Raw genomic sequence first — 21,657 nt, 5'->3', positions numbered from 1 at the left:
TATAAATGAGCCAAATTTCATCAGTCAATCCCCTTCAGAAATATGCGCCGTGGCTCTACGCCTTCTGGAAATTCTCCCGCCCTCACACCATCATTGGAACGACGCTGAGCGTGTTGGGGATGTATCTGATCTCTCTAGGAAATTCTCTGGGGGATCAGTCCTTCCATCCCATTTCTGTTTTCATCCCATTGCTTGCCTGTCTGTGCGGTAACGTTTACATCGTTGGATTAAATCAACTCGAAGACATCGGCATCGACCGGATCAACAAGCCTCACTTGCCTCTCGCGTCTGGAGAATTTTCGATTTGGCAAGGTCGAGCGATCGTCGGCACAACTGGAATTCTAGCGATCGCACTTGCCGCCTCTGGAAGTTTCTACCTATTTGCGATGGTGGGATTGAGTCTCGCGATCGGAACAGCATATTCGTTGCCCCCGATCCGACTGAAGCGGTTTCCGTTTTGGGCGTCTCTCTGCATCTTCAGCGTTCGGGGTGCGATCGTCAATTTAGGATTATTCTTGCACTTTAATCGAGGCTTCCCGATTCCAGCCAAGGTTTGGGCATTGACGGCATTTGTTTTGGTGTTTACCTTTGCGATCGCGATTCTTAAAGATATTCCCGATGCCGATGGCGATCGACAATACAACATCAGCACCTTTACCCTCAGGCTCGGACAGCGACCCGTGTTTAATCTGGCGCGACAAGTCGTGAGTGCTTGTTACTTGGGTGTGATTGCCGTCTCGCCCTTTCTATCGGGTGTCAATCTACCATTCTTAATTCTGACTCATTTATTGGGCTTAGGTTTGCTATGGTGGCGGAGTCAAAAACTAGATCTGCAAGATAAGGGAGAAGTCGCTCAGTTCTATCAATTTGTGTGGAAATTGTTCTTCTTGGAATACCTGATTTTTCCAGCCGCGTGTTTATTGCGATAGGCTGTAGTCCGTAGTCTGTCGGATGGCAGCATGGATTCAATCGGAAAGGTCTATTTGGTGGGTTCGGGTCCGGGGGACATTGGAAACCTCACTGTTCGGGCATATCAGCTTCTGCAGCAAGCAGAAGTGCTGGTGTATGATGCGCTAGTTGATGCTGAGTTTCTAGATCTTGTGCCAGAAGACTGCCTCAAGCTGAATGTCGGTAAACGGGGCGGACAGCCCAGCATGAAGCAGGGCGAGATCGATCAGCTTTTAGTAGAACACGGCCAGCAAGGTAAATTAGTGGTGCGCTTGAAAAGTGGCGATCCGTTTATCTTTGGACGAACGACATCGGAGATTCAAGCCCTGAGAGCCGCTGAGTGTAACTACGAAGTGATCCCCGGCATTTCTTCAGCCCTCGCTGCTCCGTTGCTGGCTGATATTCCTCTCACCGATCCCGTATTGAGCCGGGGATTTGCTGTGATTACTGCTCACGAACCAGAGCGGGTCAACTGGCAAGCATTAGCCCAACTCGACACTGTAGTCGTGCTAATGGGCGGCAAACATTTGCCGCTGATCGTCGAACAACTGCAACAACACGGCAAATCGCCAGACACCGCGATCGCGATCATTCGCTGGGCAGCACACCCAAATCAAGAAATTTGGATCAGTAATTTAACGGAAATTCTGTCACATGTCACTCCCCAAAGTCTCTCGCCGTGTGTGATCGTAATTGGTGAAGTCGTTGGGTTACGCCCCTTCCTCACCCAACCTCATAAAATCAGGAATTCAGAACTGGAGCCAACTCCATCTTCTGCCTCCGACGCTACATTCATCTCATCTCAACCTCAATTAGATCCTGAACCATCCGTGTCTACAACGCTCTCTGGTAAAACGATTCTCGTGACGCGTGCCGCAGGACAGTCTGGGCACTTCAGCCGCCTGCTCGAACAGCAAGGCGCTACGGTGATAGAAATGCCGACGCTCGAAATTGTCCCTCCTTCTAGCTGGGAAGAAATAGACGATGCGATCGCTCATCTCAACGACTTCGATTGGCTGATTTTAACGTCGACCAATGCAGTGGAGTATTTCTTCGATCGCTTAGGCTCTCAGCTTCAAGATGTGGGAGCGTTAACCAACATTAAAATTGCAGTAGTAGGAGAAAAAACGGCATTCAAGCTAAAGCAGCGAGGCATGCAGCCCGATTTTGTGCCGCCTGATTTCATTGCGGATGCCATGATTGTTAATTTTCCAGAATCGGTAGAGGGCAAAAAGCTGCTGTTTCCGAGAGTCGAGACTGGCGGGCGAGAGACGCTGGTGAAAGAATTCAAAGCGCGGGGGGCGGAGATTACAGAAGTTGCCGCCTATCAGTCTGCCTGCCCGCAAGAGGCTGATCCCCACGCGATCGCAGCGCTGAAAAACCGCAAAGTTGATATCATCACGTTTGCTAGTTCTAAAACCGTTAAACATTTCTGCGAATTGCTTGATCGCTCATTAGGTGGAGGGTGGAATACTTACTTAGAAAATGTTGGATTGGCATCGATCGGACCGCAAACCTCAAAGACTTCTAAAGCACTACTGGGTCGCATTGATATTGAGGCACAGGAATATACGTTAGAAGGGTTGCTCAGCGCGATCGCGGCTTGGCTCAATAGTGATGCTCAAGTTTAGTACTCGTGTACTAAAAACCATGTTATCCTCAAAGTTACCGAATGGGAAAGAGGAGCGGCATGAGTGTAGAGCAAACGACCCAATTAATCCAGCTAGTTCTCAATTCAGTACTCATGGTGTTGGCGTGTGCCTTTGTATTAAGCGGTTTGTTGCTGCGTCGTAGCGTGTTAGAGAACCGTTTGCAAGCGACCAGCATCGAGTATTTTCAAATCTTGCACCGAATCAATCTTCCGCGCAGCGCGTCTGGCGGAGCATTACAAACGAACCGCCTGCTATTTCTAAAGAAGCGATTGCGCCATCTTCAAAACCAGGTGAAAACCTCTCGTGCCAGCATTTTAGGGATCTATTACGCTCTAATCGTGTTTGCGGTGAGTGTGTTCTCGCTGTCAATTCGGAGTCTGATTGGCGCAGAATGGCTGGTTTCAGGATCAATGACGCTCTTTATCGTTGGCGTCGTGATGCTTTTGGTGAGTTTGGCATTGGTTGTGTTCGACCTGCACAAGTCGGAGAATCCGTTGTGGCAAGACATGCGCGATACGCTGACGCAAGGCAAAGCAGAGATTAGAAAATTTCGGGGGCGGCGAGTAACGCCTTTGAAGCCCCATCGGAACGTCAAGGCGAGTTAAGCTTGGGGCGCAATGACTGTCGCGGTTTGACCAGAGCGATCGACAACGACCCAACCCATTGATGGGTCAAGGTTGTCGGCGCTCTCGCTAATTTTAAAGGAATATTTTTCGCCCCTCGTAGTGATCGAAAAATCTCCCTTCTGAGATGGATTTACTACGAATCCTCGATCTCTAAGACAAAACAGCACCCATCCTTTCAGCGTCTGGTTTGCCGGGTTAAACGGAACGGGGGGGCGATTAAACACATCTTGCATTACCTCAATCAGCGGCATGGCGGCGATCTCCTAACGTCTCTCTTCACTAGCCTAAACCGGAAGGGACGCCAGCAAACCTATAAGAAAGTTTGATACATTAATACTATACAACGATCACGGGTCGTGCGTTTGTCCCCATTTGGGAGTAAACGCCACATATAGGGTACGAGTTTAGAAAATTTTGTAGATATAGCGCGAATGATCGGTTACGCTTAGACTCATTCCTTCGCGTGGGTTGAGTGATTATGTCGTTTGTCGGTTTGCATATTCACAGTGACTATAGTTTGCTGGATGGCGCTAGTCAGCTTCCAGAACTGGTCGAGCGAGCGGTTGAGTTGGGAATGCCCGCGATCGCGCTGACTGACCACGGTGTGATGTATGGCGCGATCGAGCTGCTCAAGGTGACTCAAGGCAAGCTCAAACCGATCATTGGCAATGAGATGTACATCATCAACGGCGACATCACCAAGCAAGAACGCCGTCCCCGCTATCACCAAGTTGTTCTAGCAAAAAATACGATCGGCTACAAAAATCTGGTCAAACTGACGACGATTTCTAATCTGCAAGGCGTTCAAGGCAAAGGAATTTTCTCGCGCCCTTGCGTGAACAAAGATCTTCTGAAGCAATATCACGAGGGATTGATCGTCACGAGCGCCTGTTTGGGAGGCGAAGTTCCGCAGGCGATTTTGCAAGGTAAACCTGAAATTGCGCGTCGAGTGGCAAGGGAATACAAAGAAGTTTTTGGTGACGATTATTATTTAGAAATTCAAGATCACGGGCTACACGAAGAACGCATCGTGAATCCTGAAATTATTAAAATTGCTCGCGAACTTGATATTAAAATCATTGCTACGAACGATTCTCACTATATTTCCTGTTTTGATGTGGAAGCGCATGATGCCCTGTTGTGTATTCAAACCGGGAAGCTGATTTCAGAAGAAAAACGGCTGCGCTACACAGGAACCGAGTATTTGAAATCGGCAGATGAGATGCGGATGCTGTTTCGCGATCATCTGACGCAAGATATTGTCGATGCTGCGATCGCAACCACGTTAGAGGTGGCGGGCAAAGTCGAGGAATACCAGATTATGGGTGAACCCCGCCTGCCTAACTACACGGTTCCTGACGGGTTTACGCCAGATACCTACATGGAAAAGGTGGCCTGGGAGGGGTTATTACAACGTCAGAAAGTAACGTCTCGCGATCAAATTAGTGCCGTTTATCAAGAACGCTTTGTCTATGAACTGAACATGCTTCAGCAGATGGGATTCTCAACGTATTTCTTAGTCGTTTGGGATTACATCAAATACGCCAGAGACAATGGAATTCCGGTTGGCCCTGGACGCGGTTCGGCTGCCGGATCGCTTGTTGCTTACGCGCTTGGCATTACCAATATTGATCCGGTTCATCATGGCTTACTGTTCGAGCGATTTCTCAATCCTGAACGGAAATCCATGCCTGACGTAGATACTGACTTCTGTATCGATAGGCGCGATGAAGTGATCAAATACGTCACTGAAAAATACGGCACAGAGCGCGTTGCCCAGATTATCACCTACAACCGGATGGCATCTAAAGCGGTGCTAAAAGATGTCGCGCGAGTGCTGAACGTGCCGTATGGTGAGAGCGATCGCATGACGAAGATGATCCCTACTGTGCGCGGCAAGCCGACCAAACTGAAGGTGATGATCTCCGACAAAACGCCAGCACCAGAGTTTAGAGAGAAATACGAGAGTGGTGCGATCGTGCCTAACTCTTCTGTCACCTATCGGGATTGGATCGACACAGCCATTCGGATCGAAGGAACCAACAAAAGCGTCGGCATTCATGCGGCGGGTGTAGTGATTTCAGCCGATCCGCTCGATGAAATTGTGCCACTCCAGCGCAACGCCGATGGTGCAGTGTTCACGCAATACTTTATGGAAGATATTGAGTCGTTGGGTCTACTCAAGATGGACTTTTTGGGACTCAAAAATCTGACGATGATTCAAAAAACGGTTGAACTGATTCAGCAAAGCCGTAATTTCAAATTAGACATTGATGAGTTGTCGCTCGACGATCCAGAAGTGTATAAACTTTTGGGCAGAGGTGAACTTGAAGGCATCTTCCAGCTTGAATCTTCTGGAATGCGGCAAGTCGTTCGCGATCTGAAACCATCTGGAATTGAAGATATTTCTTCTATTCTGGCGCTTTATCGCCCCGGCCCACTAGATGCAGGACTCATTCCCAGATTCATCAACCGTAAGCACGGGCGCGAACGAATTGATTATGCCGATGACATTCTGAAGCCGATTTTAAAAGAGACCTATGGAATCATGGTCTATCAAGAGCAAATCATGAAAATTGCTCAGGATATGGCGGGCTATTCTCTTGGTCAGGCGGATTTGCTGCGCCGGGCAATGGGGAAGAAGAAAAAATCTGAGATGGAGAAACATCAAGCGATGTTTGTTGAGGGGGCAATCAAAAATAAGATTCCGCCTAAAGTCGCTGGCGAACTGTTTGATCAGATGGTGCTGTTCGCCGAGTACTGTTTCAACAAATCCCACTCCACGGCTTATGGGTATGTCACCTATCAAACGGCTTACCTCAAAGCGAACTATCGCACTGAATACATGGCAGCGCTACTGACCATTAACAGTGGCGATCAAGACAAGGTGCAGAGATACATTGGCACGTGTCTCAGTCTAGGTGTCCAGATTCAACCGCCGGATATTAACCGTTCTGGCGTGGACTTTACTCCCATTGGCGATCAAATTCTCTTCGGTTTATCGGCAGTGCGGCATGTGGGGATGGGCGTGATCGAAGCGATTTTGGAGGCGAGACGAGAGAAAGGGGCGTTTAAGTCATTGGCGGACTTGTGCGATCGCCTTGATCCCCGAACCGCAAACCGTCGTGCCTTAGAATCATTGATTCACTGCGGAGCCTTCGATCAGCTTTCCAACAATCGCCATCAAATGATCCAAGACCTCGAACTCTTGCTCGACTGGTCGCAGTCTCGTGCCCGCGATCGCGCCAGTGGTCAGGGTAGCCTATTTGATCTGTTAGGCGGTGGCAGCACGCCGCAATCGAGCTACGAACTTGCACCAAAAGCGCCGCCTGTCGCCGATTATCCTCAGCAAGAAAAGCTGCGGCTCGAAAAAGAAGTACTAGGATTTTATATTTCGGATCACCCGCTCAAACATCTGCGAGAAACAGCAAAGATGCTGGCTCCAATTAATTTAGGAGATTTGAAAGAGTGCAAAGAGGGATCGACCGTCAGCGCGATCGCGCTTGTCACTAATATCAAAGCGGTGACGACGAAAAAGGGCGATCGCATGGCAATTTTAACGATCGAGGACCTTACAGGCAGTTCTGAAGCGGTCGTCTTTCCTAAATCTTTTGAGCGGATTCAGCAGCATATTATTCCCGATGCACGACTGATGCTGTGGGGCAAGATTGACAGGCGGGACGATCAGACGCAGTTCATTGTAGAAGATGCGGAACTCATTGAAACCGTGCGGATGGTCATGCTCGAACTTGAACCCCGAATCGCGACTGATGCTTCGGAACAACATCGGCTGAGAACGTTGTTGCGGCAATATCACGGTGAAGGCGATCGGGCCAAGGTTGCTGTGGTTGCGATCGTGGGAGCAAAGGCTCGGCGTCATGTGGTGCGGTTCGGCTCTCAGTTCCGAGTTCAAGACGAGCAAGCGACGGTGATGGCGTTAGAGAAAGCAGGCTTTAGAGCGAGCATATCGTCACTTGTGGCAGGGTGACAGGCTTAGAAGTCCCTCTTCTGCGGGAGAGGGATTTAGGGTGAGGGCGAAAGACGGTTGCAAAAATTCTCATTCTGAACCCCAAAATAAAAAACCCCAGCCGAAGCCAGGGTGAATAATCAGGGTGCATCTACCATTCCACTATTCCCAAATACAGAGACCTATCCGGACAATTCTGAATATTTTTCGAGATCGTCTGCACTTCTTCAGTAATGAGCCGATGTATCGTAGAAATCATGAGTGTGAGAATTTATGGCAATCGGTTACTAAGAACCCTTCCTGGACAAGAAACTCGCCCAACGGTAGCACGGGTTCGAGAAGCGCTCTTTAACATTTGGCAAGGCACGATCGAGGGGTGTCGCTGGCTGGATCTGTGTGCTGGAAGTGGCTCAATGGGGGCAGAAGCGCTCTGTCGGGGAGCCGCGATCGCGGTTGGCATCGAGCAATCGAGCCGAGCCTGTGCGATCGTTGAGCAAAATTGGCGGCAGGTCGCCAAGCCAGAACAACAGTTTCAAGTATGGCGCGGTGATGTTGTAGATCGGTTGGAATCGCTGTCAGGGCAGTTTGATCGGATTTACTTTGACCCGCCCTATGCCAGTGGATTATATGAGCCTGTGTTAAATGCGATCGCGCAATTTCAGCGATTAGCGATCGTGGGCGAGATTGCGGTTGAACACAGTGCCGACCGTTCACAATTCGCGATCGCGGGATTAAAAGTCGTTCGTCAAAAACGCTACGGCAACACCGCCCTGACGTTCTATCAACGCAAAGAAGAGTAGAATTTCAGTAGGAATGAATCCACCCCTATGGCTCGATCTCTCTTCAAAATTGCGCTTTATTCGTCGTTCCTGCCGTTTTTGGTTCCTACACTAGCGGTTGCACTGCCGCCTGCCGACGATTTACCGGAAGAAATCCTGCGAACCGAGATTATTACAGAGGCGCGATCGCCGCTAGATGGCGAACCCCTCACTGCCGCCGAGTACGCAAAGCTTGAGACTCAACTGCAAAGTTCAGTTCAACCGATCGATCCAAAAACGCAAGTTTCACCGAAAGTGCGACGAACAATTAATCTCCTTAGACTACGGAGATTAATTAAGACAGTGTTTCCGTTTATTCCGATTAAGTAGGAGTTAGGGCAGTAAGAACATTTTGACCAAGCTACCGAGGGTACTCAGGATGGCCGGACCTAAACCATTGCCACCTCTATCTTTGGGTGCTTTCTCAGGCGTTTTAAGCACGGTGATTACGGCTTGAGTCGATTGAGCCTGCGCTGTGTCTCCTTGGCGAGTAAACAGGGTTGAGGCGTACTCTAAATCTTGAATTGCCCCAGACTGATCACCCAATTCTAATCGAGCCATACCCCGCGCTAGTTGAGCAGGTGCAAAATCGGGTTGCCTCGCTAGGGTTTGATTGAAATTCTCGATCGCACGCTCGTATTGTTTCTTACTGCCCGCCTCGACTCCCCAACGGTAAAAATCGGTCGCATTTCCAGTCGTAGCAGATAGCCCGATCGCGCCTTGTAGCAACGCATAATCAAGGCGCGTTCCGCTTAAATCTGTATCGGCCAAATAAGCATTCCGCAGATCGGCGCTGCTTAGGTTCGCTCCTGTTAACTTTGCCCCGCTCAAATTCGCGCCATTTAAGGTTGCGCCAGTTAGGTTTGCCCCAGTTAAATTTGCCCCAACAAGATTGGCTTGGCTTAAATTTGCGCCAGCAAGATTGGCTTGACTTAGGTTCGAGCCGCTCAACTGAGCAAATACTAATCCTGCTCTTGTCAAGTCACAATTTTGACATTGCTTTGTCGATAGCAATTTTTGAGTGTGTTCTAAGTTCTCTGCCTGAGCAGGAAGACAAACGCTGACTAGAAGGACAACGGGTAGCAAACGCAATTTCATGAGTTTAGGGGTGAGGAATGTATTGAGCAAGTTTGATGTGTTAAAACAAACTCTAGAATGCCCGTGAAAGTACTCTAGAACACCCCATCGTACTTGGATTTAGAAGTTGTGATTCAGAATTTATGGCACGATCGTAGATATACGTACGCTCTATCTAAGCTCCATGCCTAAGAAACAAAAATTTCCCCATCTCCTTGGCTCTAAATGGACGGCAACAGAGGAGATGTGGGGATGGCGACATTTTCAAGTTGTGAATCGAAAAAATGAAGGTCAGTGGGTGTTTGCTGAAATGACTGCCGCGTGTGACCCAACGGTTCGATTTTGGATGAACGCAAAGCTGCTCAAGAATCGAGATCAGTGGGAGGCGGGTTGGCGATCGCTAGAAGAAATTCAAGATTCAGAATTGAAGAGGAGTTGGTGACGTTTTAGATGTACCAAACTTGATTTTCCATATCCAGATACAAGCGGATGAATAAATCACTCATAAACCTCGCACCGACGGATCAATCAGATCATCCGGGATGCGATTGCGTTCAATATAAACGTTGATTTCATCTTGATGGTCGCTGTAATAACTCAACGCATCAAACACCTGCGCCAATGTTAAGTGAGGTAGACCTTTTGGGATTTCTTCAGGAGCAGTTCCCATTCGCCAAGTTTCGACAATTGCTCTAACAGATGTACGTGTTCCCTTAATAATTGGCTCACCCCTTAGAATACGATCGTCTCTAACAATATAAAGATGCTCTGTTGCTTGAATCATAGTTTTTTGTGTTGTGTCTAACGACCCCGTTCACCCGCATTAACTACTGGAACTTCAACAGCAAGACTCGATACAGTCGGCGTGAAACGGGATATGTTAGACTGCTTAAACTTCAACGAAGCGGAAGGATGTATATCGCTTCGACTGGTTCAGTTCACTATCAGCAGTCCCAATTATACAGAATCTCTGTATAATTCAGGTTTTTCAATGCGGAAGCCTTAATCCAAAAGTTACCTACACCAAGGTCGCGCCACTCAATAGAAATCTTCTCCATTTCACCTGGATCGAAATCAATTTGTAGCAGTAAGACATATGGCTCCTCGTTCCCCGGTAAAGCCTCCCTAAAATCTGCTTGAGTAAAGTGAGGATAACCACCGATTCGATGTCCATTCACGAACCTCTCCTGATATTCTGTCCCAAGCGCGTAGTTATCTGCCTGAAACACGTCCCAGATTTCGTTACCAATCAATTCCTCAAATCGATAATCACAGTCAGAAATTGGTGCAGCCTTCAGATCAAAACTGAGCGCGAAACAATCATCTCGATGAGGAACATAGGAAGGAAAAACATAGAAGGGAATGAATTCTTTACTGTAGTCCCACAATGTAGGCAGAAAATCGAAATCTGTAATGAGATTGTTCTCATTTAGATCTGGTTCCGGAAAGTAGAGAACACGAAAGTTGGATTGCCTCGTGGGATTTTCCCAATCCAGACCATACATTCCATCCCTGGCAATGTAGAACTGAAGAATTCCTGTTCTTGGAAACCCTGCTAAATTTGGAACTTCGTCAAAGTTGATTTGTGCAAGCAAATGAAGATAATCACCTTCTGGGGTTGTAGGATACTCAAAATCTTTAGGTAAATATGGAAATCCTGCAAACTTGCTTTGCCAGATTGTTGTCTTTCTAGTAAACCGCGTTTGAATATCAATATATGTTTTAACCGTTGGTTCGAGCTTGCTTCTAAAGCTCTCTAAATCACCTGGGAGATCAAGATTCACCATATCTTTGGTACTCGCAGTAATTCAACATACATCACACATGATAGAGAACTGAAATGAAGCAGTCTAACGGTGAAGTTATGCGGCGGCAGATATGCTCAAAACGAAGCGAAAGAACTATGCTCGCCGCTCCTACAGAAACGTTAGGCTTCTTTTACCGAGGACTGAAAATCCAGGATCTTGGAATATACACTGTCTACTGACTCTTGTGCGAAAAGTTCGTCCTTCAGCTTAAGATAATTGCCCCCTCTTAGATTACAGGCTGCCCAAAATCGAGCAACCTCGGACGGCTCCATGTGGGCTAAAAGAATTTGCAGTCCTTCCTGTAAGATTTGTTGCTCACTCTTCATTTGAATCATTGTTGCTAATCTCCAAAACGAATGTGACATTATATCTTCTCAAAAATGCGAAAAAGGTAGAGACTTCAATTGCCTCTACCTTTTTTGTGTTAATCAACTGGCAAAGCCAAACTCCAAAGAATTATTCCATTAGTTGCTCTCAAATATTGCCTATTTGGTAACTTTGAAACCGCTTAATTCTAAATACTGCCAAATCACTATCTAATGAAGTGGCGCGTCTTCTAAAAGCGTTCTGCTCCCTTAATTTCTTGACCTGTATACGATCGCGCCGCTTCCCCACAAGTGCGAGGCGTCGGAAATATCTTTGTTGGGTTTGCAATGCCGTGGGGATCAAACGCTTCTCTCACCCATTGCATCGTTGCTAGATCCGCAGGGGTAAACATTTCCGGCATGTAGCAGCGTTTATCAGCTCCAATGCCATGTTCTCCAGAAATGCTGCCGCCGACTTTGACGCAGAGTTTGAGAATTTCACCGCCCAATTCTTCGACCTTTTCTAGCGCTCCCGGTTCTGAGTTGTCGTACAGGATGAGCGGATGCAAATTTCCGTCGCCTGCATGAAACACATTCGCAACGTTGTAGCCATGTTTCGCACCGAGTAACTCAATTTCTCGCAGCACGTATTCTAGCTTCGTGCGCGGAATCACGCCGTCTTGCACGTAATAGTCGGGACTCATTTTACCCATCGCGGCGAAAGCGGCTTTGCGCCCCTTCCAAATCGTGAGACGGTCTTCGAGTTTGGTTGCGATCGCTACATCCCGCGCCCCGTTATGCCGGCAAATTTCTGCCACCCGCAGAGCGTTTACCTCAGCTTCAATCTCTAACCCATCCACCTCAATCAGCAAGATTGCTGCCGCATCGCGAGGATAACAGCCTGTTTTCACAACATCTTCCACGGCATTGATGCTCATGTTGTCCATCATTTCCATGCCGCCGGGAAGGATGCCTGCGCTGATGATGTCTGAAACGGTTGCGCCTGCGGCTTCAATACTGGTGAAGTCAGCAAGTAGAACATAGATCGATTCGGGGGTTTTGAGAATGTTGAGGGTGATCTCTGTCGCGATGCCGAGTGTGCCTTCTGATCCGACAAAGACGCCTGTGAGATCGTATCCGGGCATTTCTGGTAAGTCGCCGCCCAGATCGACGATCGCGCCATTGGGCAACACGACTTTTAGTCCCAATACATGATTCGTCGTGACGCCATATTTGAGGCAATGCACACCGCCAGAATTCTCTGCAACGTTGCCACCAACGGAACAAATAATCTGACTCGATGGATCAGGCGCATAGTAAAACCCAGCTCCGCTCACGGCTTGCGTCACCCAGCTATTGATCACGCCGGGTTGCACGACAACGCGCTGATTTTCAAGCTCGACGCTCAGAATCTGACGCATTAGCGAGGTGACGATCAGAACGCAGTTTTCGATCGGCAGTGCGCCCCCAGACAACCCCGTTCCTGAACCGCGTGCGACGAAAGGGACACGGTAGCGATCGCATACCCTTACGATCGCGGAAACATCTTCTGTAGTGCGCGGCAAGACGACAACAGCAGGGCGTTCTCGGTAGCTCGTGAGACCATCACATTCATAAACGAGTAATTCTTCTCGCTTGCGAACGACGCCATTTTTGCCGACGATCGCCTCAAATTCTTTGACGATCTGTTGCCAGTCTTGCCCAGTTTCCAGCGCGATCATAGGTAGTAATTTGGAACGCTACGTTTACCGTACCGCACTGAAGCAAGTTTTGGTGTTCCACTGCTGCCTCAGAGCTTTTCATTTATCACTGGCAATATTACTAACAGATATTGCTGTCTCGTCATTTTGAGGAGGTGCTGATTAAGCCTTGCACCCGTTGACGAAAAGATTTCAAAGTTTGGCTGCGTCCTGCTGTTTGAGCCTGATCAAGAAACTCAGAAATGAGATCAATGATGGGAAAATCAGGAAAGTGCAAACTTGTCTTTGAATCGTAGTACTGCCCATTTTGAAAAAGACTAACTTGCAGAGTTCCGTCTTTGAAGCGCCACAGTTCTCGAATACCTAATGCTTGATAGACATCCAGTTCAGTTTTAGAGGTAACATCAACTTCAATTGCAAGATCGGGTGGTGGATCAACTGTTAGATCAATGCGATCCTTCCCAATCATTTGAGCGGAGTTTTCAACATAAAAGCAATCATTAGGTTCGATCCCTTTTGACATATCTTGGCGTTTCAAAGTGCTAGAACCAAAACACTCCTTGTCAAGATCAAGTTCTTCTAGAAGAATTTTGACCATATCCCCGATCAAAACTTTGGCTTTTTCGTGTTTTGGTAAGGGCATCCGAATCTCCAAAATCCCATTGCTGTAAGCAATTCGGCTTGCACGCTGCTCGCCCAACTCATCGAGAATCGCTTCAAACTCGCTCCAGTTGACTTCCTGAAGTTGGACTCGTTGCCCAGGATGAACGACAAGTTGCCGAAGTTGCAGCATGACCATAACGGATTACGAGTGATAGATGGTTTTAGTATAAGTCTGTCATCTTTGTCTTTTAGAAAGGGACGCCTGTAGTAACGCTTCGCATTCGCAAAGAATCATGCTGACTTCACCTCAGCCCTACTTTGATGACACTAGCTGCCAGCCTTCAAACGTTGCAACGATTTGCTTGTTGGGATGAGGCAGTTTTGCCAAGTTTGGATCAATCCAAGCGTAGGCTGCTTGGCGCAGTTTTGACGAAGTATCAATGTTTTGGGTTGAGAACGTGCCAATGTTTGGGGTATAGAAGTTAAGCAGCAGGTAGGTTTTGCGATCGCCCCGGCTCAGCCTTTCTTCGTTGACGACAAAATTGATTGGATGAGAGCGCAGCACAGCTTGCACAGTTGATTGCTGCAAAAATGTCTTCAATTTAGGACTGTAATTTCCCCAAAATCCAGTTAAATTCATCGTCGCCAACGCTAACCAGGAGGTGAGTAATAGCCCCGCCATCCACTGTTGAGACGAGCGAACGAGTCCGATCTGCTCACGCCTAAACCACGCAATCGCTGTTCCTAACCAACCTAAACCAATCAGCAATCCCACGATCGCGCCTCGCTCAACGTCTTCGCCCAAAGCTGCGCGAATTTGCGGTGAGACTTGAATTCCAACCGCAAGAGCAATCAAGATTAGCGCTAAACATCCGAGTAGCAAATTCAGACTGGTGAGCAGAGTGCGGTTCTGACGAGTTTGATAAAAATGGATTAATTGGTCGAGCGCGATCGCGGCCAACAGTCCTACAAACGGCATCAGTTGCAACGGGTAATAATGCGTTTTTGTTCCGAATAGCGTTAATTCAACAAACAAAATAGCTGGATAGCCAACGAGCAATAACCAGCTTCGATTTGAACTGACTAATTCTCGAAGCCGTTGATCCCGAAGCGTCCACCAGACGCCACCCAACGCAAAAAATACCCACGGAAATCCATTGGCTGGAATATTCCAGAAATAGTAAAAGCGACCCGCTCCTAAATAGGTCTGTTCTCCCAGGTGAAAGAGTTTTCCAAACAGTCCTTCAACAGGCGAAAGATTACCGTATTGTCGGATGGCAGCGAGCATCCAGCCAACGGGCAGAACTGCACCCAGAACTAAACCTAAATAGAGCCACGGATTCAGCAGGTGGCGATGACGAATCGCGTAGGGAAGCAGCGCGATCGCGGCCGGAATCACCATAAATCCCTTGATCAAAAATCCCACGCCAAACATCGAGCCTGCCAAAATGTACCAAAAAGGGCGCTTCTGGCTACCCGCTTCCAGCAACGCCCAAATTCCCACCAGTTCGATTAAGACTAAAACAGCGTCTTGGGTCGCGAGGCGTCCATATTGCACAACCAGAGGAATAACGCTAAAAATCGCCGCTCCCAGCCACGCTAAACGAGCATTGAGCAGAAAACACCCAATTTGATACGTGAGCAAGACAGACAAAATCCACGCGATCGCGCTTGGCAATCGCGCCGTTCCTTCACTTGTGCCAAACAGCCAAAAGCAACCCGCAATCAGCCATTGAATGCCAATCGTACGATCGAAACTATAGCCACTTCCCCATTGCGGCGTGACCCAATCTCCGGTCAAGAGCAGCGATCGCGCCTGCATGGCATAAATGCCTTCGTCGTGTGCCATCAGACTTTGCTGAGTGCTCCGCAGAATCACCAAGGGCAACACCCAGAGGAGGAGGGAGAAGTAAGGGATGAGGGAGGTCTTCGACCCGCTTCGCGAGGAGGGATGAGGGATGAAGGGTAAGACTGCATTAAGTCGTTTCAAGGAATTACTCCACCTCTTGATCCCCTCTTTATTCATCCCTCATCCCTCATCCTTCATCCCTCCGATTATCCTCCAAAGACTGCACCCAGCGATCGCCCAATGTTACTCGGCTGCATCGCATCGACTGCTGCCGTTGGTTCATAGCCGCAATGAACCATGCAGTCTGCGCATTCAGGATTGCCACTCTTGCGACCGTACTGACTCCAATCGGTGTTGTCAATCAGTTCGCGGAAGGTTTTGTAATGACCTTCATTCAAGAGATAACAAGGCTTTTGCCAACCCAAAACGCTATAACTAGGGCTGCCCCAAGGAGTGCATTCATAATCTTTGTCACCTGTGAGAAAGTCTAAAAACAGGGGGTTGTGGTTAAAAACCCAAGATCTTTGACCCGCTTTAAACGGTGCCAAAATTTCGCGGAACAGGGCTTTGGTTTGTTCGCGCTTGAGGAAATGGTCTTGATCAGGTGCCCACTCGTAGCCGTAGCCAGGAGAAATCATCATGCCATCGACTTTCAAATCGCTGCTGAGAAAGTCGAAGAACCGCTGCATCTCGCCAACGTCAGCACCCTCAAAAATGGTCGTGTTGGTGGTGACACGGAATCCTTTTGCTTTCGCGGCTTTAATCGCAGCAACCGCCGTATCGAAGATGCCCTTACGATCGACACATTTATCGTGCCATTCCCGCATTCCATCCAGGTGAACGCTAAAGCTAAAGTAAGGCGACGGCTCAAATTTGGAGAGACTCTTTTCAAGCAAAATGCCGTTGGTGCAGAGATAGACAAATTTCTTTCTTGCCACCAAGCCCCGCACAATCTCGTCGATTTGCGGATGCAGCAACGGTTCACCTCCTGGAATCGAAACCACGGGCGCACCGCATTCTTCCGCGGCCGCAAAGCACTGTTCGGGCGTCAAATTCTGCTTGAGAATTTCAACAGGGTGCTGAATTTTGCCGCATCCTGTGCAAGCAAGATTACAGCGAAACAACGGTTCGAGCATCAGCACGAGCGGAAATTTCTTGCGCCCTGACAGTCGCTGCCTGACCAAGTAAGAACCAACTGAAATTGCTTGCTGTAACTGAATAGCCATAAATTAGGACTCCTCACGAGGATAGGGATGAGGGATGAGAGATGAGGGATGAGATGAATTGGAAAGCAGGGCGGGATTGAAGATCGCGGCCACTCGCATTACTGCCTCCATCCCTCCTTGCGTCAGCGTTGCCGTAAGGCGTCCCTCATCCTTCATCCCTTTTTTATGTAACCTTTCGATACAAACCAGTCTACGGCATCTTTCAAAGCAGTGGTGATAGGGGTTTGGGGTAAGCCAAGGTCCTGAACGGCTTTTGTTGCATCGTAGTACATTGGATGCTGCGACATCCTCACTCCGTCGATAGGGATAGAGGGGGTTTTGCCGAATCGGGTGAGAACTTGTTCGTCAATCCAGGCGACGCTGAGGGGAATCCAGGCCGACAGCGATCGCGTCGGGGCGGGCAGCCCAGTCAGTTGACTGAGATGGTCGAGCAATTGTTTCAGCGACAGGTTCTGATGGCCTAAAATGTAACGTTCTCCAGAACGTCCTTTTTCCCACGCGAGCAGATGTCCTTGCGCTACATCCCGGACGTGAATCAAATTCAGTCCGGTGTCAACATAAGCGGGCATTCGACGCTGGAGGAATCGCAGAATAATATCTCCAGTGGGCGTAGGCTTGATATCCCACGCGCCGATCGGAGTACTCGGATTGACGATTACCACGTCTTGTCCTGCCTTAGCCGCCGTGATCGCTTCTTGTTCTGCCCAATATTTCGATTGTTTGTAGGCTCCGATCAACGCTTCAACCGGAGATTGATAGCGCTCGGTAGCAGGTTGCCCAGACGGATCAACCCCAATCGCCGCAACAGAACTGGTATAAACTGTTCGCTCAATTCCTGCTTGCTCTGCGGCAGCTAAGATATTGCGAGTGCCAATCACGTTGCTGTGATAGAGAGCGTCGCGATCGCGCTGCCATAGCGAGTAGTGGGCGGCGACGTGAAATAGGGCATCGCATCCCAGCAGCGATCGCGCTAAATCTGGGTCGGTTAAGTCACCATTTACAAGCTCTAGATCCAATCCCTGCAGGTTGTCTAACACACTGTTGGGTCGAACCAGTGCCCGGACGCTGTGACCTCGTTGAAGCAGCGATCGCACTAAATTTGCGCCGACAAATCCGGTTCCGCCTGTGACAAATGCTTTCATGGAATTAGGGTTTGCGGCTAAATTTCTTCGGTTTGAGATCATCAAACAGGGTATACACCACAGGAACGACAACCAGAGTGAGCAGCGTCGAGGTGATGAGTCCACCGGAAATTGCAATTGCCATTGGCGATCGCAGTTCTGCTCCTGCGCCAAATTTTAGGGCGAGCGGAGCCATGCCTAAAATGGTGGAGGCAGTTGTCATGAGGATAGGACGGAGGCGAATCGGGCCTGCCTTGAGAATTGCAGCGCTGCGCTCAAGTCCTTCTCGTCGCAACTGGCTAATGTAATCCACAATCAGAATTGCATTCTTGTTCGCCAACCCTAGCAGAAACACAAATCCGATCAGCGAAACCATGCCAAAATCACTTTGAGTCAACAAAAGCGCCAACATTGCTCCAATTAGCGCCAATGGCAATGACAACGCAATCACTAATGGATCGATGATGTTCCGAAAAAGTGTCGTCAATGCCAAAACAATGCAGAGCGCTGAGAGGGCTAACGTTGTCCCAAAGCTCCTAAAGATCTGGTTGCTGGTTGCCGAATCACCCCCCAAACCTAACGTTACGCCTGGTGGCAAAACGCCTTTTGACGCCTCTACCAAGTTTTTCGTGGCATCTCCTAACGAAAGATTTTCGCTAAGATTAGCGCTAATTTCGACGGCTCGTTCTCCCTTCTGGCGATCGATCTGCTGAATCGTATTGTTAGTGATGGTACTTCCGCTAAGGGTAACGTCAACAAATCCTGGCAACGTTTGAACCTTGTTCTTCAAGTTTGTGGCTGCGGTAGTAAGGGTGGCAATATCATTGCCTCGAATGGAAGCCTGTAAAGGTTTCTGGTTTCCAGCTTCTACAAAGGGAATATCCTCAACGCCAGTCGTTACGCCCGCAATTTGAGGGAGTGTCGTTCGCAATTGATCCTGGACTTGAGCCGTTGGGATGGAGCGATCGTCGCTCAACTTCACATACAGCACGCCCTTATTGGGTTCACCTTCTCGCGACCCGACGGTTGTAAACACTGTCTCAACACCGGGTGCTTTTCTAACCGCATCTTCTAGCTGTTTTGCCACTGCTAATGAACTTTGGAGCGGATTGATCTGAGCCAGCAAGCTAGGATCGGCAGCCAGGGCTTCACGGGAGGGAATTTGGGGCAGGGGAGCAGTATAGCGAACATTAAATTCCCCCCGATCGAGTTTGGGAATAAATCCTTGGGGAATGAACGGCACGATCGCTAACCCTCCCGCAAAACTGAGGAGCGCAATGCCCACAACAATCCAGCGATGACGAAGCGACCACCTTAACAGATTGCGATAGGCATCGCTAAAGTATGTCCAAATCCGCCCGACACGAGGCGCAGACTGTTCGGGTCGGCGTTTGAGTAAATAGAGTGACATCACTGGAGTCAGGGTTCTGGCTACCAGGAGCGACATGATCATTGCCGCCGATACGGTAATGCCAAACGGCTTGAAAAATTGACCGACGACGCCGCCCATCAAACCGATCGGCAAAAACACCGCGACATTTGTAAACGTGGTCGCGGTGACGGTTAAGCCAATCTCATCGGTCGCGTGAAGTGCAGCTTGCTTAGGAGTCTCTCCGTTTTCAATATGACGACTAATGTTTTCAACTTCAACGATCGCATCATCGACGACATTACCCACCACCAACGCTAATGCTAACAGGGTGATGGTTTCCAAGTTAAATCCAAAAATCGCCATGACAATCAACGTGCCGAGCAGCGAAATGGGGATGGCAACCGCCGCAATAAAAGTAGCTTGCCAGTTTCGCAAAAATGGAAAGATTACGATAATAGCAAGCACAATAGCTTCAACGAGAGCCTCGATCGTGGAACTCGTCGCTTTACGAATGTATTCGGCCTGGGTTGCTGCTAAGGAAAGTTGCACATCGGGTAGGGTGCTTCGCAGGCGAGAAATTTCTCGCTCAACCGCCTCAACCACGTCTAAGGTGTTAGCATTACCGCGTTTGATCACCTGAATGGATAGGGCGTCGTTGCCATTAAACCGAACCAACGTGCCGAGAGGAGAAGCGGCGGGAAGGGACGCGGGATCAGGGGGAGCGGCAGGTTCGCCAAGAAGATTGACTTTGAGAACGCCAGGGAGGGCTGCGATCGTTGGCACAATCTGTTCGTTTGCCAGTTTGGATAGGTCGCTCAAGGAGCGGGATGAACTGTCAATCGCATAGCTGACCGCAGCAGATTCGTTGAGGTTGAGCGGAATTACTTTGAAGGTAGAGCCTTGCGGCAATGATGCCGATTTCATCGCCGTTTCTACAGCGCGGCTAGACGCTTCTAGCTCGGTGCCCACTTGAAACGAAAGGCTTACTGCCGACTGACCCGGATAGGACGACGAGCGGACATCGTTGACGTTAGGGAGCGATCGCAACGCATCTTCAATCGGTTGAGTAACCGTGCGTTCAGTATCCGTTGCGCTCTGGGTCGGAGCTTGAGCATTTACCACCACCACCGGAAAAGCAATATCCGGAAACAGCGCGTACTTGAGGGAACTAAATGCCATGATCCCAGCAACTATAGTCGCCAACCAAAAGCCGATCGTCAGCTTTGGAAAGGCGATCGCAAGACGAGAAATATTAAGAAACTCTCGAATTTTTGGCTTTTGAGTTGGCTGTTGCATGAATCCCCACCCGATAACACACTATAAAAATTCAAACTAGTCTGTCTGAATATTTTAACGTTCTAGCTTCAGTCGGCTCTTCTAGTTTTAGGTCAATTGCTCAGTCCGGAAACGCTATGCTGAAAAGCTGCTCACATTTAGCGCTCCATTCACGCGATTAAATGTTCCATGAGTCTACTGATTCTCGTTCCCCAAGGGGCTGAACATCAAGCCGTTTGTCAGGAGTTAAGCCGTTGCTCCAATCCTCCACGAGTGGAGGCAATTCCGATTGGATGCTCTGCGGTGCAGCGCTTTCTGCACTCGACTGATCTTCAAATTTCTCAGGTGGTAGTCATGGGATTGTGCGGCAGTTTGTCTCCTCGCTACGGAGTGGGAGAGGTCGTGCTGTATCAGGAATGCATGGATGGATTAGGACAAGTGAAAGAGTGCGATCGCGCCCTTACCCAACGTCTGCAAACGTGCCTGAACCTGACACCTGTGCGGGCATTGACAAGCGATCGCATCATTGCCTTAGCGAGCGAAAAGCAAGCCTTAGGCAAGCTCCACAACGCTGACGTGGTTGATATGGAAGGAATGGCGGTGATGTCGCTCAGTGCGGCAATCACGATGGTACGAGTGGTCAGTGATGATGTGCATGAGGACGTACCGGATTTGACGGGGGCAATTGATCCGGATGGAAAGCTGCGATCGCTGCCGCTGGCGATCGGACTGATTCGACATCCAATTAAAGGATTTCGATTGATTCGGGGATCGCTGATCGGGCTGCGATCGTTGCGGAGAGTAGCGCGGCTCGTCGTGGAATGTCTGGATGATGAACCTGGGATTGATCAGCGATCGCGTCAACCGTCGTAGAGACGCGACATGTCGCGTCTCTACCGATCCATCGGGCATCCTACCCATTACCCAATCACGGCAATACAATCAATTTCAACCAACACATCCTTCGGTAATCGGGACACCTCGACGCAGGCACGAGCAGGCGCGGTTGCCTCGTCAAAATAGCGGGCGTACACACTATTTACTGTCGCAAAATCATTCATATCTTTTAGAAAGACCGTCGTTCGCACCACATCTGCAAACGTTGCGCCCGCTGCCTCTAAAATTCCTTTTAGACTTTGCATCACCCGTTCGGTTTGGGCAGACACATCTCCTTCAACGATTGTACCCGTTTGCGGATCGAGGGCAATTTGCCCTGCCACAAACACGAGTTGACCTTGAGCCGCGATCGCTTGGTTATAGGGTCCAACCGGAGCGGGAGCCGCATCGGTACGAATAATCTTTCTCATAGG

General features: G+C 49.0%; 21 protein-coding genes. 8 read left to right on the top strand and 13 right to left on the bottom strand.

Translation table 11 applies throughout. The annotated features are described in order from the left end of the window. The first annotated feature begins 5 nt into the window (after positions 1-5). From AC5JLB_RS20975 to AC5JLB_RS20965, 3 genes are read left to right on the top strand one after another with little or no spacing between them, the layout of a single operon-like run. On the top strand, positions 6-929 hold the full coding sequence (locus tag AC5JLB_RS20975; RefSeq protein WP_495875763.1) for a homogentisate phytyltransferase: 924 nt from the start codon (positions 6-8) through the stop codon (positions 927-929). A gap of 30 nt (positions 930-959) precedes the next feature. After that, on the top strand, positions 960-2,579 hold the full coding sequence (cobA, locus tag AC5JLB_RS20970) for a uroporphyrinogen-III C-methyltransferase (RefSeq protein ID WP_495875762.1): 1,620 nt from the start codon (positions 960-962) through the stop codon (positions 2,577-2,579). 59 nt (positions 2,580-2,638) lie between these two features. Further along, positions 2,639-3,205 (top strand): DUF2721 domain-containing protein, encoded by a 567-nt coding sequence (locus AC5JLB_RS20965; RefSeq protein WP_495875761.1) that lies wholly within the window; start codon positions 2,639-2,641, stop codon positions 3,203-3,205. Here the strand turns inward: AC5JLB_RS20965 and AC5JLB_RS20960 are convergent. Further along, on the bottom strand, positions 3,202-3,477 hold the full coding sequence (locus AC5JLB_RS20960) for a hypothetical protein (RefSeq protein WP_495875760.1): 276 nt from the start codon (positions 3,475-3,477) through the stop codon (positions 3,202-3,204). The genes AC5JLB_RS20965 and AC5JLB_RS20960 overlap by 4 nt on opposite strands. Before the next feature lie 227 nt (positions 3,478-3,704). Here AC5JLB_RS20960 and AC5JLB_RS20955 point away from each other — a divergent pair, with 227 nt between their 5' ends. The 3 genes from AC5JLB_RS20955 (at position 3,705) to AC5JLB_RS20945 (ending at position 8,341) form a co-directional block, all read left to right on the top strand. Then, positions 3,705-7,214: a DNA polymerase III subunit alpha gene (locus tag AC5JLB_RS20955; RefSeq protein WP_495875759.1), complete on the top strand. Its 3,510-nt coding sequence runs from the start codon at positions 3,705-3,707 to the stop codon at positions 7,212-7,214. A 236-nt stretch (positions 7,215-7,450) separates the two neighbouring features. Beyond that, entirely contained in the window at positions 7,451-7,993 is a 543-nt protein-coding gene (rsmD, locus tag AC5JLB_RS20950; RefSeq protein WP_495875758.1) for a 16S rRNA (guanine(966)-N(2))-methyltransferase RsmD, read from the top strand. Between the two features lie 27 nt (positions 7,994-8,020). Next, positions 8,021-8,341, top strand: coding sequence for a hypothetical protein (locus AC5JLB_RS20945; protein WP_495875757.1), 321 nt, complete (start codon positions 8,021-8,023; stop codon positions 8,339-8,341). Between the two features lie 3 nt (positions 8,342-8,344). On the opposite strand, the gene AC5JLB_RS20940 is transcribed toward AC5JLB_RS20945, so the two are convergent. Next, positions 8,345-9,109, bottom strand: coding sequence for a pentapeptide repeat-containing protein (locus tag AC5JLB_RS20940; protein WP_495875756.1), 765 nt, complete (start codon positions 9,107-9,109; stop codon positions 8,345-8,347). Between the two features lie 163 nt (positions 9,110-9,272). Here AC5JLB_RS20940 and AC5JLB_RS20935 point away from each other — a divergent pair, with 163 nt between their 5' ends. Then, a complete protein-coding gene (locus AC5JLB_RS20935) occupies positions 9,273-9,530 on the top strand; it encodes a TIGR02450 family Trp-rich protein (RefSeq protein WP_495875755.1) in 258 nt (85 codons plus the stop codon). A gap of 60 nt (positions 9,531-9,590) precedes the next feature. On the opposite strand, the gene AC5JLB_RS20930 is transcribed toward AC5JLB_RS20935, so the two are convergent. The 10 genes from AC5JLB_RS20930 to AC5JLB_RS20885 form a co-directional block, all read right to left on the bottom strand. Then, positions 9,591-9,872: a DUF433 domain-containing protein gene (locus tag AC5JLB_RS20930; protein WP_495875754.1), complete on the bottom strand. Its 282-nt coding sequence runs from the start codon at positions 9,870-9,872 to the stop codon at positions 9,591-9,593. Positions 9,873-10,032: 160 nt separating this feature from the next. After that, positions 10,033-10,875, bottom strand: a complete 843-nt coding sequence (locus AC5JLB_RS20925; protein WP_495875753.1) for a YwqG family protein — start codon at positions 10,873-10,875, stop codon at positions 10,033-10,035. 140 nt (positions 10,876-11,015) lie between these two features. Continuing rightward, positions 11,016-11,231, bottom strand: a complete 216-nt coding sequence (locus AC5JLB_RS20920) for a hypothetical protein (protein ID WP_495875752.1) — start codon at positions 11,229-11,231, stop codon at positions 11,016-11,018. 221 nt (positions 11,232-11,452) lie between these two features. Then, positions 11,453-12,922, bottom strand: coding sequence for a glycolate oxidase subunit GlcD (glcD, locus tag AC5JLB_RS20915; protein WP_495875751.1), 1,470 nt, complete (start codon positions 12,920-12,922; stop codon positions 11,453-11,455). A gap of 121 nt (positions 12,923-13,043) precedes the next feature. Next, entirely contained in the window at positions 13,044-13,700 is a 657-nt protein-coding gene (locus tag AC5JLB_RS20910) for a Uma2 family endonuclease (RefSeq protein ID WP_495875750.1), read from the bottom strand. Positions 13,701-13,817: 117 nt separating this feature from the next. Continuing rightward, positions 13,818-15,494 (bottom strand): ArnT family glycosyltransferase, encoded by a 1,677-nt coding sequence (locus AC5JLB_RS20905; protein ID WP_495875749.1) that lies wholly within the window; start codon positions 15,492-15,494, stop codon positions 13,818-13,820. Between the two features lie 65 nt (positions 15,495-15,559). Beyond that, positions 15,560-16,579, bottom strand: coding sequence for an adenosyl-hopene transferase HpnH (gene hpnH, locus AC5JLB_RS20900; protein ID WP_495875748.1), 1,020 nt, complete (start codon positions 16,577-16,579; stop codon positions 15,560-15,562). Positions 16,580-16,582: 3 nt separating this feature from the next. Beyond that, on the bottom strand, positions 16,583-16,735 hold the full coding sequence (locus AC5JLB_RS20895) for a hypothetical protein (RefSeq protein WP_495875747.1): 153 nt from the start codon (positions 16,733-16,735) through the stop codon (positions 16,583-16,585). Next, positions 16,732-17,721 (bottom strand): hopanoid-associated sugar epimerase, encoded by a 990-nt coding sequence (hpnA, locus tag AC5JLB_RS20890; protein ID WP_495875746.1) that lies wholly within the window; start codon positions 17,719-17,721, stop codon positions 16,732-16,734. The genes AC5JLB_RS20895 and hpnA overlap by 4 nt, the downstream gene beginning before the upstream one ends. A 4-nt stretch (positions 17,722-17,725) precedes the next feature. After that, complete coding sequence (locus tag AC5JLB_RS20885) at positions 17,726-20,368, bottom strand: efflux RND transporter permease subunit (RefSeq protein ID WP_495875745.1); 2,643 nt, start codon at positions 20,366-20,368, stop codon at positions 17,726-17,728. A 168-nt stretch (positions 20,369-20,536) separates the two neighbouring features. Between AC5JLB_RS20885 and AC5JLB_RS20880 the strand changes: the two genes are divergently transcribed. Continuing rightward, complete coding sequence (locus AC5JLB_RS20880; protein WP_495875744.1) at positions 20,537-21,220, top strand: phosphorylase family protein; 684 nt, start codon at positions 20,537-20,539, stop codon at positions 21,218-21,220. Positions 21,221-21,267: 47 nt separating this feature from the next. Here AC5JLB_RS20880 and AC5JLB_RS20875 read toward each other — a convergent pair whose 3' ends face one another. Further along, complete coding sequence (locus tag AC5JLB_RS20875) at positions 21,268-21,654, bottom strand: RidA family protein (protein ID WP_495694755.1); 387 nt, start codon at positions 21,652-21,654, stop codon at positions 21,268-21,270. Between the last annotated feature and the right edge of the window lie 3 nt (positions 21,655-21,657).

Source organism: Myxacorys chilensis (genome assembly GCF_059505265.1).
Note: the sequence above shows the minus strand (reverse complement) of the source record. Positions and strands in the feature narration are given on the sequence as shown.

Excerpts from the sequence above, each read along its gene's own strand:
- AC5JLB_RS20975 (WP_495875763.1), top strand. The coding sequence starts at position 6 with ATGAGCCAAATTTCATCAGTCAATCCCCTTCAGAAATATGCGCCGTGG.
- cobA (WP_495875762.1), top strand. The coding sequence starts at position 960 with ATGGATTCAATCGGAAAGGTCTATTTGGTGGGTTCGGGTCCGGGGGAC.
- AC5JLB_RS20965 (WP_495875761.1), top strand. The coding sequence starts at position 2,639 with ATGAGTGTAGAGCAAACGACCCAATTAATCCAGCTAGTTCTCAATTCA.
- AC5JLB_RS20960 (WP_495875760.1), bottom strand. The coding sequence starts at position 3,477 with ATGCCGCTGATTGAGGTAATGCAAGATGTGTTTAATCGCCCCCCCGTT.
- AC5JLB_RS20955 (WP_495875759.1), top strand. The coding sequence starts at position 3,705 with ATGTCGTTTGTCGGTTTGCATATTCACAGTGACTATAGTTTGCTGGAT.
- rsmD (WP_495875758.1), top strand. The coding sequence starts at position 7,451 with ATGAGTGTGAGAATTTATGGCAATCGGTTACTAAGAACCCTTCCTGGA.
- AC5JLB_RS20945 (WP_495875757.1), top strand. The coding sequence starts at position 8,021 with ATGGCTCGATCTCTCTTCAAAATTGCGCTTTATTCGTCGTTCCTGCCG.
- AC5JLB_RS20940 (WP_495875756.1), bottom strand. The coding sequence starts at position 9,109 with ATGAAATTGCGTTTGCTACCCGTTGTCCTTCTAGTCAGCGTTTGTCTT.
- AC5JLB_RS20935 (WP_495875755.1), top strand. The coding sequence starts at position 9,273 with ATGCCTAAGAAACAAAAATTTCCCCATCTCCTTGGCTCTAAATGGACG.
- AC5JLB_RS20930 (WP_495875754.1), bottom strand. The coding sequence starts at position 9,872 with ATGATTCAAGCAACAGAGCATCTTTATATTGTTAGAGACGATCGTATT.
- AC5JLB_RS20925 (WP_495875753.1), bottom strand. The coding sequence starts at position 10,875 with ATGGTGAATCTTGATCTCCCAGGTGATTTAGAGAGCTTTAGAAGCAAG.
- AC5JLB_RS20920 (WP_495875752.1), bottom strand. The coding sequence starts at position 11,231 with ATGATTCAAATGAAGAGTGAGCAACAAATCTTACAGGAAGGACTGCAA.
- glcD (WP_495875751.1), bottom strand. The coding sequence starts at position 12,922 with ATGATCGCGCTGGAAACTGGGCAAGACTGGCAACAGATCGTCAAAGAA.
- AC5JLB_RS20910 (WP_495875750.1), bottom strand. The coding sequence starts at position 13,700 with ATGGTCATGCTGCAACTTCGGCAACTTGTCGTTCATCCTGGGCAACGA.
- hpnH (WP_495875748.1), bottom strand. The coding sequence starts at position 16,579 with ATGGCTATTCAGTTACAGCAAGCAATTTCAGTTGGTTCTTACTTGGTC.
- AC5JLB_RS20895 (WP_495875747.1), bottom strand. The coding sequence starts at position 16,735 with ATGAAGGATGAGGGACGCCTTACGGCAACGCTGACGCAAGGAGGGATG.
- hpnA (WP_495875746.1), bottom strand. The coding sequence starts at position 17,721 with ATGAAAGCATTTGTCACAGGCGGAACCGGATTTGTCGGCGCAAATTTA.
- AC5JLB_RS20885 (WP_495875745.1), bottom strand. The coding sequence starts at position 20,368 with ATGCAACAGCCAACTCAAAAGCCAAAAATTCGAGAGTTTCTTAATATT.
- AC5JLB_RS20880 (WP_495875744.1), top strand. The coding sequence starts at position 20,537 with ATGAGTCTACTGATTCTCGTTCCCCAAGGGGCTGAACATCAAGCCGTT.
- AC5JLB_RS20875 (WP_495694755.1), bottom strand. The coding sequence starts at position 21,654 with ATGAGAAAGATTATTCGTACCGATGCGGCTCCCGCTCCGGTTGGACCC.